The 11,514-nt window shown below is 70.2% G+C and carries 8 protein-coding genes and 1 tRNA gene; 2 read left to right on the top strand and 7 right to left on the bottom strand.

From position 1 onward, the window contains the following. Window positions 1-54: 54 nt before the first annotated feature. The 6 genes from KGA65_RS15545 to KGA65_RS15520 form a co-directional block, all read right to left on the bottom strand. Window positions 55-129 (bottom strand) — tRNA-Arg (locus KGA65_RS15545). Between the two features lie 48 nt (window positions 130-177). Continuing rightward, entirely contained in the window at window positions 178-4,365 is a 4,188-nt protein-coding gene (locus KGA65_RS15540; protein WP_225864014.1) for a translocation/assembly module TamB domain-containing protein, read from the bottom strand. 10 nt (window positions 4,366-4,375) lie between these two features. After that, the gene (locus KGA65_RS21090; RefSeq protein WP_225864013.1) at window positions 4,376-6,268 is read right to left on the bottom strand and encodes an autotransporter assembly complex protein TamA; all 1,893 of its coding nucleotides are present in this window, start codon (window positions 6,266-6,268) and stop codon (window positions 4,376-4,378) included. Beyond that, window positions 6,265-7,434, bottom strand: coding sequence for a vWA domain-containing protein (locus KGA65_RS15530; RefSeq protein ID WP_225864012.1), 1,170 nt, complete (start codon window positions 7,432-7,434; stop codon window positions 6,265-6,267). The genes KGA65_RS21090 and KGA65_RS15530 overlap by 4 nt, the downstream gene beginning before the upstream one ends. Before the next feature lie 18 nt (window positions 7,435-7,452). Continuing rightward, window positions 7,453-8,046 (bottom strand): GNAT family N-acetyltransferase, encoded by a 594-nt coding sequence (locus KGA65_RS15525; protein WP_225864011.1) that lies wholly within the window; start codon window positions 8,044-8,046, stop codon window positions 7,453-7,455. A 10-nt stretch (window positions 8,047-8,056) separates the two neighbouring features. Next, the gene (locus KGA65_RS15520) at window positions 8,057-8,899 is read right to left on the bottom strand and encodes an AAA family ATPase (protein ID WP_225864010.1); all 843 of its coding nucleotides are present in this window, start codon (window positions 8,897-8,899) and stop codon (window positions 8,057-8,059) included. A 109-nt stretch (window positions 8,900-9,008) separates the two neighbouring features. Here KGA65_RS15520 and KGA65_RS15515 point away from each other — a divergent pair, with 109 nt between their 5' ends. Both KGA65_RS15515 and KGA65_RS15510 read left to right on the top strand, forming a co-directional pair. Beyond that, window positions 9,009-9,665 (top strand): c-type cytochrome, encoded by a 657-nt coding sequence (locus KGA65_RS15515; RefSeq protein ID WP_225864009.1) that lies wholly within the window; start codon window positions 9,009-9,011, stop codon window positions 9,663-9,665. Window positions 9,666-9,773: 108 nt separating this feature from the next. Next, a complete protein-coding gene (locus tag KGA65_RS15510) occupies window positions 9,774-11,030 on the top strand; it encodes a cyclic di-GMP phosphodiesterase (protein ID WP_225864008.1) in 1,257 nt (418 codons plus the stop codon). Window positions 11,031-11,058: 28 nt separating this feature from the next. Here the strand turns inward: KGA65_RS15510 and KGA65_RS15505 are convergent, their stop codons facing one another. Continuing rightward, window positions 11,059-11,490: a DUF1841 family protein gene (locus KGA65_RS15505; RefSeq protein WP_225864007.1), complete on the bottom strand. Its 432-nt coding sequence runs from the start codon at window positions 11,488-11,490 to the stop codon at window positions 11,059-11,061. Between the last annotated feature and the right edge of the window lie 24 nt (window positions 11,491-11,514).

Below are 11,514 nucleotides of genomic sequence, written 5' to 3'. Positions count from 1 at the left end.
GCGAAGGCTCACACGCGGGCACCGGGCGGGCACAGCGGCCATCAGGCGGGGATGTGGTGCCCCCGGCAGGAATCGAACCTGCATCTGAGACTTAGGAGGTCCCCGTTCTATCCATTGAACTACGGCGGCGCCTGGGTGCAGCCCGTGATTGTGACATGGGCGCCCCGGCGCGGCGTGTCAGTTCCAGCGCCAGGACCAGATCGCGTCGACGGCGTTGTCCTCGCCCGACTGGGCCCGCAGCGTGAAGCGTTGCGCCACCCGGTAAATCAGCTGCCAGCTGCCCGCCGTGGCGTTGATGCTGTGTTCGTAGCCCACGTACCAGCGGTTGGACAACTGCTTGCCCACGCTGAAGATGGTGGACTGCACCGTGCTGCCGGCACCGGTGGTGCTGGTGTCGCGCCGCATGCCGAAGTCGGTCAGACCCAGGGCCCCCAGCACCTTGTCGGTGGGGCTCTCGCCGTCGCCGGCCAGCAGGGCCAGGGCGGCGCGCTGCAGCATGGCGGTGTCGGCCTCGCCCAGATTGTCCGGCGCGCGGCCCATGACCAGCCAGCTCAGGCGCTCGGTGTCGCTCATGTCGGTGTCGCTGGCCAGGCGCACGCGCGGATTCAGCGCGGTGCCGGTGATCAGCACCCCGACGTTGGTGTCCAGGTTGGGGCGCACCGCGTAGATGTCCAGCCGCGGGTCGTCCAGCGGGCCGGTGAACAGCAGGTCGCCGCGCGCGATACGCAGGTTCTGCCCGTAGGCCTTGTAGGTGCCCTGCACGGTGCGCACTGTGCCCTGCAGCGCCAGCTTGCGCTGCGGGTTGCCGAGTTTGAGCGCGCCCTGCAGCGTGGTGTCGATGCCGTGGCCTCTGAGCCGCAGCTTCTTGCCCAGGTCCAGGGCCAGGTTCAGGCGGGTGACCCGCTTGGCACCATTGCCGTTGGGATCCTGGGGGGCAGTGCTGGCGGCCGGCGTGCCCGCAATGACCACGTCGTCCGACAGCGAGGGCCCGTCGCCGCGGCTGACGTCGATCAGCCCCTCGTCGAGGGTGACCTGGCCATCCAGGGCGAGCTGGTCACGGTCCAGCAGCAGGGTGGCGTTGCCGCTGGCCACCAAGCGGCGGTCGAGCCGGCCGAGGGCACGGAACTGGTGGGCCTCGATCTTCAGTCGGGCTTGCGGATGCTCGCCCAACTCGGCATCGCCGGTGGCTTCGATCTGCCCGTCTCCGCCCTTGAAACGCAGGCTGTCCAGGTGGGCATGGGCGCCGTCCAGATGCAGCTTCAACTGGCCCTGGCTCAAATCCACCCCCTGCAGCGCGTTGCGCAGGCTCAGCCCCTGGCCGTTGACCTGGCCGGAGGCTTCGGGCGCGCCCCAGCGGCCGGTCACCAGGCCATTGGCCTCCAACGCGCCGCCCAGGCGCCAGCCCGCCGGCACCCAGGAGGCCCAGGCCCCCAGCTCGGCCACCTTCAGGCTGAAGCTGCCCTGCAGGGGGGCCTGCACGTCCGGCCACCAGCGCTCGGGCGCGGTGCGGGCGGTCAGCGCACCGCCCAGGACGCCCAGGTGCAGGCCGGCCAGGCCTTGCGTGAACTGCCACTGGCCCTGGTGGGCGCTCAGGCCGACCCGCAGATCGCTGAGCGCCAACGCCAGGCGGCCCGGGGTGGAGATCAAGCCGTCCTCGTCGATGCTGAGATCGCCCGACTGGCGCTCCAGCACCACATCCAGGTCCAGCTGCCGGTCCCACTGCAGGGCGATGCTGCCGCCCATCCGCAGGTCACCGGCCCACATCATCCCGGGCTGGGTCTTGGCCAGCAGCGGGGCAACGGCCAGCGGGTCCAGCTGGGCCCGCAGCAGGGCCCGCGGTGGACGGGCAGGGTCGCCACCCTGCCAGCTGGCCTCGGTCCAGCGCAGCGCGCCGCCGCCGGGCAAGGCCAGCACGCCGGGCGACAGGCTGGCCTGCTGCAGGCTGCCGTCGGGCCGCCATTGCAGGTGGCCCTGGACCGTGTGCAGGGCCAGCCAGGGCTGGCCGCTGCCATCGGCGGCGCGCAGCTGCAACTGCTGCAGCGTGCCCTGCCAGCGTGGGCCGCCGGTGTCGGCCTGCCACTGGCCGTCCAGATCGGCCGTCAACTGGGTTGGGGCGCCTCCGCGGTTGCCCGCCAGGCGCTCCAGCCAGGCCGGCGGATGCAGGCCGGTATCGGCCCGCAGGCTGGCATGGTGGCGCTGCAGGCTGCCGCTGAGCTGACCGTCCAGCTGCGTGAGGCTGCGACCCCCTTCGCGCAGCTGGCGGATCTTCAGGCTGCCCTGCAAGGGGTCGGTCTCGTGCAGGCCGCCCTGGGCGTTCAGCTGGGCCTGGCTCATCTGCACGGTGCCGGCCTGCAGGTCCTGCAGGTCCAGCCGGGTCTGCCAGCGACCGTTGCCGGTCTCACCGCCCAGGCGGGCGTTCAGGTCCAGCCGGCCGGCCTGGGGGGCCCAGCCCGCCAGCGCCGGGAACAGGCGCAGCCAGGGGGCCAGCGTCTGCAGCCGGGGCAGTGTCAGCGTGGCGTCGCCCTGGGCACGTTCCGGGGCCAGGGCGTTGCCGGCCCAGCGGGCCTGCAGGTGTCCGTCGTCCAGCTGGAGCTCGGCGCTGGCGCGCTGTTGCTCGCCGCGCTTGTCCACTTCCAGCCGTCCCTGGACCGGCACGCCGGCCACCACGCTGGGATGCAGCTGCAGCTGGATCTGCCCCTTCAGGGCTTTCCACAAGGCCAGCGGCTGCGGCGCGACGTCTTCGGGCAGGCTGCCGGTGCTGCTCAACTCGGCCTGCAGGCGTTGCGGGGCGCGGCGCCATTCGCTGTCGGGCTCGCCGGGCCACCAGGTGCGCAGGTCCAGGTCCTTCAGCTGACCTTTGATCTGCCATTGCCAGTCGGCGTTGGCCAGGCGCAGAGCGTCGCCGCTCAGTGAGGCCTGGGCGGCCCCGGCGTTCAGCTGCAGGGTCTGCACGGTCACGCGCTGGCGGGCCAGTTGTCCGTCGAACTGGAATGCCGCCGTGGTGTGGCCGCCGGCGCTGGTTTCCAGGGGGCCTTGCAGCGCGGTTTTCAGGGCCAGCGTAGGCGCCGCGCCGCTGGCGGGCTGGCCGGGCACCGGGAGCTCGCTCAGCTGCAGGGTCACCGGTCCGCCCAGCGTCATGGCGGGCAGCCGGGGGTCCAGGGCGGCAGGTTGCCAGTGGGTCACCTGCAGCGTCAGGTCGGCCCGTCCCTGGTCGACGCGGTAGCGGCCTTTGCCGCTCCAGCGGCCGGCCGACTGCTTGGCGTTGGCCCATTCGAGGTCGAGACGCTGCAGCGACAGCTCGGTCAAGGGCTGGGGCGTGCCCTGCAGCGTCAGGCTCAGGGTGCGCAGCGGCAGCCGGCCTTCGTCCCAGCGGCCGGGGGCCTGGTTGGTGGCTTGCACCTCCGCCTGGGCGGGCTGGTGCAGCCCGGCGCTGTGGACCCGGGCCTGCACGTCCAGCCGGGTGTGAGGCGCGCTGCTGCTCAGGCCGGCCAGGTCCAGGGCGGTGGTCTGCAGGCTCAGCTCGCCCAGCGGCCAGGCGGCGAACGGGCTCAGGTGGGTGCGCAGCTCGGCCTGGGGCGCGGTGTCCTGTGGATGGGCCGCCTGGCCGGCCAGCCGGGCGTGCACGTCCAGTGCGCTCAGCGGTCCCTGCAGGGCCAGCGTGGCCTGCCAGGGCAGGCTGGCCGATGTGTCGGTGGTCGTCAGGCTGTGCAGGGCCAGCTGTCCCAGCACGGCCATCGGGCCCGCAGTGCCAATACGGGCCTGGCCGCTGACCTGGAAGCGGTCGGTGTCGAGGTTCTGCAGGGTCAGGCGATGCTGCTGACCTTGCCCGGCGCCCAGTTCCAGCTGGGCTTGGAGGTGGGTCAACGGCGGCAACGGGGCGATGTCGATCTGGCCGATGGCCAGACGGTCCACGCGCAGGTCCAGGGGCAGACGCAGGTCGGAGGGCGGCGGGCTGGCGGGCGCGTTGGTGGCGGACTGCCATTGCACACGATCGGCGGCGATGCGCCCGGCCTCCAGCCGCAGCCAGGCGCCGGCCCGCGGGCGCCACTGCGCGTGCAGCGTCTCGATCCGCAGCTGCGTGACCTCCAGCTGCCCGCTGGCGAGGGACAGGTGCAGGCGGCCAACCTGAAGCCGCCCGTCGGCCAGCGTGCCCTGCAGGCCCTCCACCGTCAGCCCTGGCACCAGGGCCAGTGCACGGCTCAGGCCGTCCTGGCTGTGCCAGACCCAGGCGCCCAGCCCGGCCGCGGTGGCGGCGCCCAGACCCAGCGCGAGCCCGGCGGCGGCCAGCCAGGCCCGGCGCCGGGCCGGTGCGGGGGGCGGCACGTCGGGCGTCGGTGTGGGGTCGGTGGGGGGCAGTTCGCTCATGCGGGCGTTCTCAGAAGGCGATGCCGACATTCAGGTGCAGCCGGCCACGGTGCACCTCCTGGCCCCAGGCCCAGTCCACCGCCAGCGGGCCGACCGGGCTGCGCCAGCGCACCCCCACACCATAGCCCAGCGCGGGGTTGAGCTCGCTGATCTTGTCGGCCGCCCGGCCGGCATCGACGAACAGCGCGCCCCAGACCGAGGGCAGGGCCTCCGAGAGGGGGTGGGCGACCTCGAGGCTGGTGGTGAAAAGCATGCGGCCCCCGGTGATGCCGCCATCGGCCGTGCTGGGGGCCAGCGTGCGCCAGGCATAGCCGCGCACCGAGTTGTCCCCGCCGGCACGGAAGCGCAGGCTGTCGGGCACTTGCACATCGGGCTGCATGATGACCTTTCCCAGTTCCAGGCGGCCCTGGGTGTACCAGCCGCCCACCGGCCAGTAGGCGGTCAGGCGGCCATAGGCCCGTGCGAAGGCGCCACGTTTGGTGTCGCTGCCGTCGGCCAGGCCAGTGCCGAACTGCGCCGTCAGCGTGTAGCCGCTGGTGGGCAGCAGCACGCTGTCCACCTTGCGCCAGGTGCGGTTGGTGGCCACCGAGGCGGCCTTGAGCGTCTCGCAGTTGAAGAAATGGGCCCCCTCGCGGGTGCACTCGCGCGAGCCATCCAGCTCGACGTAATCCAGCCGTTCGACCACCGGGTGCTCGGTCGAGCGGCCGATGCGCAGGCGCTGGGCCAGCACCATGTCGTCGGCGGTCAGCTGGCGGTCCACCTGCCCGCCGACCAGATCGCGCTGCAGGTGCTGGTTCAGGTAGCTGGAGACTTCGCCATTCCAGGACTGCTCGTTCTTGCCCCAGACAAACTTGTTGGTGGCGGTGACCGGGAAGCCGAACACCTGCCGGTGCACATGCTCCAGGCTGGCCCGTGGGCCGCTGGCGGTGCTGATGCCCAGCGCGGTGGTGGCGGTCTGCAGCGGGGTTTCGCGCACCTGCACCAGCACCCGGGCCTGGCCGGCCTTCTCCACGTCGGGGTCCATGCTGACGCTGACCTGGTCGAACAGGCCGGTCTTGCTCAGGCGTTCCTGGTAGTCCTGCAGCTTGGCCTCGGTGAGCGCGGTGCCGGGCGGGATGCCACTCAGGTCGCGGATGCGCGCGGTGTCATGGCGCACCAGGCCAGTCACTTCGATCGTGCCCGCTCGGTAGAGGGGTCCGCTGTCGGCCACCACGAAGAGCCGCACCTTCTGGGTGTCGGGGTCGACCTCCGCGGCGGTACCGGCCCAGCTGGCGGCCGCATAGCCGGCCGAACGCAGGGTGCCGATCACCGCGGTCTTGGCGTTGTCCCAGGTGTCCTGGGTGAAACGGGCCCCCACGGGCAGGGCCCATTGCTGTTCGATCTGCTGGCGCAGGGCTTGCGCGGGGGCATCGCCTTCTTCCGCCAGGTCATAGAGCTCGCCCTGGATCTGCAGTGTCACCCGACCGATGTGCACGGCCGGTCCGGGCTCCAGCGTCAGCGTGACGCGCAGGGGCTGGGTGCCGCCCCCTTCCAGCTGGCTGATGCGGGCCTGGGCGTTGAAGTAGCCCGCGGTGCGGGCCAGTTCCTGGGCCTGGGCGGGGGCCGCGGCGATCAGCCGGGACCACTCGGCATCGCTCAGCTCGCCGGCATCGGGCAGTTGGATCGCGCGGGCCAGGTCCAGGCCGCTCTCCAGCAGGGATTTCAGCGCACCGGGCGCGTCGACCGTCAGCCGGGGCCGTTGGGTCGCAGGGGCGGGCGGGGGGGCCGGCTCGGCGGCCGAGGCAGCTGCCGCCGGTGGGGGGGGCGGGATGTCGTCGGCCGCGGCGCACAAGCCCCCGCAGCCCAACAGCAGGATGGGCAGGAGCGACCCGAAGTGAACCCGCGACAGAGGGGGTCTCCTCACTTGCTGAGCAGGCGCATCGCGCCTTCCAGCCCGGCCAGCGTGAGTGGGAACATGCGCTGCTGCATCAGCCGCTGGACGATGGCGATGCTCTGCCGGTATTCCCACACCGCCGTCGGCTCGGGGTTGATCCAGACAAACTTCGGGAAGGCGTGGGTGAGGCGTTGCAGCCACTCGGCGCCGGCCTCGGCGTTGTTGTACTCGACGCTGCCGCCGCGCTGCAGGATCTCGTAGGGGCTCATCGTCGCGTCGCCGACGAAGATCAGCCGCCAGTCCTTGTTGTACTTGCGCAGCACCTCCCAGGTGGGGGTCTTCTCGTTGTAGCGGCGCCGGTTCTCCTTCCAGAGGAAGTCGTAGACGCAGTTGTGGAAGTAGTAGAACTCCAGGTGCTTGAACTCGCTCTTGGCGGCCGAGAACAGTTCCTCCACCTGGGCCACGTGGTCGTCCATGGTGCCGCCCACGTCCATCAGCAACAGCACCTTCACCTTGTTGTGGCGCTCGGGCACCATCTGGATGTCCAGCAGGCCGGCATTGGCCGCGGTGGCGCGGATGGTGTCGTCCAGCGCCAGTTCCAGGTCCGAGCCTTCGCGGGCGAAGCGGCGCAGCCGGCGCAGCGCCACCTTGATGTTGCGGGTGCCGATCTCGCGGCTGTCGTCGTAGTCGGCGAACTCGCGCTTGTCCCAGACCTTGACGGCACTGCGCTGCCGCCCCGGCCCGCCGATGCGGATGCCGCGCGGGTTGTAGCCGCCATGGCCGAAGGGGCTGGTGCCGCCGGTGCCGATCCACTTGTTGCCGCCCTCGTGGCGTTCCTTCTGCTCCTCCAGGCGCTTGGCCAGCGTCTTCATCAGCTCGTCCCAGCCCAGGGCCTCGATGGCGGCCTTCTCCTCGGGGCTGAGCTCCTTCTCCAGCACCTTCTTGAGCCAGTCCAGCGGGATCTCCTGGCCGAAGTCGGTCAGCAGCTCCACGCCCTGGAAGTAGGCGGCGAAGGCCTGGTCGAACTTGTCGAAATGGGCCTCGTCCTTCACCAGCGTGATGCGGGCCAGGTGGTAGAACTGGTCCACCGAGGGGCCGATCACGCCGGCGCGCAGGGCCTCGAGCAGCGTCAGGTACTCCCGCACGGAAACGGGCAGCTTGGCGGCGCGCAGCGTGTAGAAGAAGTCGATCAGCATGGCGCGGGGCGTCCCGGTTCAGCGGGGGCGGGCGAGCAACCAGTTCAGGTGGGCCTTGACCTCGGGCCACTCGCCGGCAGCCAGGCTGTACATCACGGTGTCGCGCACGGTGCCGTCGCGCCGCAGCGCATGGTGGCGCAGCACGCCGTCCTTCTTGGCGCCCAGGCGCTCAATGGCGCGCTGGGAGGCGAAGTTGTAGTTGTCGGTGCGCCAGCCCACCAGCTGCGCGCCCAGGGCCTCGAAGGCGTGCGTGAGCAGCAGCAGCTTGGCCGTGGTGTTGACGGCGCTGCGCTGCACCGAGCGCGCGTACCAGGTCCAGCCGATCTCCAGCCTGTCGATGGCGGGCACGATGTCGTGGTAACTGGTGCTGCCCAGCACGCGGCCACTGGCGCTGTCCAGCACGGCAAAGGGCAGGCGGTGGCCGGCGGCTTGGCCGGCCAGGGCGTTCTCGATGTAGGTCCGGGTCTGCTCGGGCTCGGGCACCGAGGTCACGCGCAGGGTCCAGAGTGCGCCATCGGCAGCAGCGGCCTTCAGGCCGGCTTCGTGTTCAAGTGCCAGGGGCACCAGGCGCACAGGTGCCTGTGCCAGCGTCACGGGGTGGACGTTCAGCATCGCGCGGGACTCAGCGGTGGTTGCGCTGCATGGTCAGCAGCTTCTCGAACAGGCTGATGTCCTGCTCGTTCTTCAAGAGAGCCCCCACCAGCGGCGGCAGGCTGGTCTGCTCGTCGGTGCTGCGCAGCGCGTCCAGCGGGATGTCCTCAGCCACCAGCAGCTTGAGCCAGTCGATCAGCTCGGAGGTGCTGGGCTTCTTCTTCAGGCCCGGCAGGTGGCGCACCTCGTAGAAGGCCTTCAGCGCCGCAGCCAGCAGCTCCTGCTTGAGACCGGGGAAGTGCACATCGACGATGCGCTGCATCGTGTCCGGCTCGGGGAACTTGATGAAGTGGAAGAAGCAGCGGCGCAGGAAGGCGTCGGGCAGCTCCTTCTCGTTGTTGGAGGTGATGAAGACCAGCGGCCGGTGCTTGGCGCGGATGGTCTCGCGCGTCTCGTAGCAGTGGAACTCCATGCGGTCGAGTTCGCGCAGCAGGTCGTTCGGAAACTCGATGTCAGCCTTGTCGATCTCGTCGATCAGCAGAGCCACCGGCTCGTCCGCTTCGAAGGCCTGCCACAGCACACCCTTGACGATGTAGTTGCGGATGTCGTGCACCTTGTCGTCGCCCAGTTGGCTGTCGCGCAGGCGGCTGACCGCGTCGTACTCGTACAGGCCCTGATGGGCCTTGGTGGTGCTCTTGATATGCCATTCCAGCAGGCGCAGTCCCAGGGCCTGGGCGGCCTCTTCGGCCAGCATCGTCTTGCCGGTGCCGGGCTCGCCCTTGACCAGCAGCGGGCGCTTGAGCGTCATCGCCGCATTCACCGCCAGCATCAGGTCATCGGTGGCGACATAGCGGTCGGAACCTTGGAATTTCATAGGGGAATCCGGGGGGGCGAAGGGGGTTCAGGGCAGTATATGCTGGGCCCCGACCGGTCCCGTTCCGGGCAGAGGCATGGGCCCCTCAGAGGCCCCGACTGGAGGCGACATGGCGTGGAGACTCAGGGCCGCCGTGCTGGCGACCGCACTGGTCTGGGCGGCTGGGCCGGCTGCGGCGCAGACGGTCACCGGCCGGGCAGACAACGGTGCGCGCATCAACGCGATGTGCATCGGCTGTCATGGCATTGAGGGCTACCGGGCCAGCTTTCCGCAGGTCTATCAGGTGCCGATGATCGCTGGTCAGAACGGCAAGTACCTGGCCGCGGCCCTGGCGGCCTACCGCCAGGGCGAGCGCAAGCATCCGACGATGCGCGGTGTGGCCGGCTCGCTGACCGACCAGGACATCGCCGACCTGGCGGCCTACTACGCCACGCTGGGCAAGCCACCGGCCAGCCCGCCGCCGGCCCAGGTGGCGCTGCCGGCCGATCTGAAGGACAAGCTGGCGGCCTGCACGGCCTGCCACGGCGCCAACTTCAACAACCCGCTGGACGCGAGCTACCCGCGGCTGGCGGGTCAGCACCGTGACTACCTCTACCAGGCCCTCAAGGCCTATCAGACCCAGGGCCATGCGGTGGTCGGGCGCGGCAACCCGATCATGGTCGGGATGGCGGCCACGCTCAGCGATGCCCAGGCCCAGGAGGTGGCGGCCTTCCTGGCCAGCCTGCCCGGTGATCTGCGCACGGCTCCTCAATCGATGCTACGTTGAACGTCTCATGACGCGGGCGTCTGCTCAAGCCCCCTCGCGCAGGGCCGATAACGAATAGGGAGGGCGTGAATTCCGAGCACGCCGGCTTGTACAGGACGTTGCTGATCCATGCTGAAGAAGATTCCGGTGTCCCAGGTGCGGTTGGGCATGCACATCCAGGCGCTGGAAGGGGCCTGGATCGACCATCCGTTCTGGCAGACCCACTTCGTCCTGGAAGATGTGGCCGACCTGCACAAGCTGCAGGAAAGCCAGGTGCCCGCGGTGGTGATCGATGTCTCCAAGGGGCTGGATGTGCTGGTGCCTGCGCGGGCGGTGGCCCCGCCGGCCGAGAGCCGGCCCCCGCCCTCGTCGGCCCCCGAGACGACACCGGCTGCTGCTCCGTCTGTCCGAACGGCTTCCGGGCCGCCACCGGCGCCCGACCGCTCACTGGCGGAGGAACTGCATCAGGCCCAGGCCATTTGCGCCGAGGCCCGGGAGCAGGTGACGTCGATGTTCGCCGAGGCCCGGTTGGGCAAGGCCCTGGACGCGGAGCAGTGCCTGCCTCTGGTGAACGAGATCGCGGACTCCGTGTTCCGCAACCCAGGGGCGCTGGTCAGCCTGGCCCGCTTGAAGACCCAGGACGACTACACCTACATGCATTCGGTGGCGGTGTGCGCGCTGATGGTGTCCCTGGCTCGGCAGCTGGCGCTCAGCGAGAGCCAGTGCCGGGAGGCCGGCCTGGCCGGTCTGCTGCACGACCTGGGCAAGGCCGTGATGCCGCTGGAGGTGCTGAACAAGCCCGGCAAGCTGACGGATGACGAGTTCACCATCATGAAGAGCCACCCGGTGCGGGGCTACGAGATGCTGCAGGAGGCCCATGGCGCGCCCGAGGCGGCCATGGACGTCTGCCTACACCACCATGAGCGCATGGACGGCACCGGCTATCCGCACCGTCTGCCGGGGGAACGCATCTCGCTGCTGGCCCGCATGGGGGCGGTGTGCGATGTCTACGACGCCATCACCTCGAACCGGCCCTACAAGGCGGGTTGGGACCCGGCCAACTCGGTGGCCAAGATGGCGTCCTGGAAGGGACACTTTGATCCGCTGATCTTCCAGTCCTTCGTCAAGAGCCTGGGCATCTACCCGGTGGGCTCGCTGGTGCGTCTGCAGTCAGGCCGGCTGGCGGTGGTGACGGAGCAGAACCCGCAGTCCCTGGTGACGCCGATCGTGAAGGCCTTTTTCTCGATCAACGCGCAGATGCCCATGACCCCGGTGGTGCTGGATCTGTCGCAGTCCAGCGACCAGATCGTCTCGCGCGAGAACCCCCATCTCTGGGGCTTCAAGGATCTGGACCGGCTGTGGGCCGGCGAATTCCTGCCTTACTGAGCCCGCCCTGCGGAGGCCGGCTGGGCGTTCAGCGCGTGGCCCGGCGCCGCACCGCGTCCAGGTAGGCATGCCCGTCGGGTGGACGCCCGCTGCGCTGCGAGGCCCAGATCATCTCGCCCAGGCAGTCCATCACCTCGTGGTGGGCTTCGTGCAGCGAATGCCGGCGCATGGCCAGCAGCTCCACCGCCTGGCGGATGCCATGCGGCTGGTCGATCGAGACCTGCTCGCTGATCGTCAGGTGCATGGACAGGTGCAGAAAGGGGTTGGTCCGCCCCTCCTGCACGTCATAGACCTGGGCCAAGGCCGCGTCCACGTCCGACAGGTCGGCGTGGTACTCGGGATGCTGGTCGATCCAGCCGGCCGCCAGGGTTTCGATCGGCGAGAGCACCTGGCCGGCACGCTGCTTGGCCAGGACGTCGCAGAAGAAGCGACGGACGTCGTACTGGGAAGGCTGGAACATGGTGCGATTGTCGCCGCAACGCGT

Source organism: Ideonella benzenivorans (assembly GCF_020387415.1).
Classification (GTDB): Bacteria; Pseudomonadota; Gammaproteobacteria; order Burkholderiales; family Burkholderiaceae_C; genus Ideonella; species Ideonella benzenivorans.
This window is presented reverse-complemented; position numbering and strand designations above follow the sequence as displayed.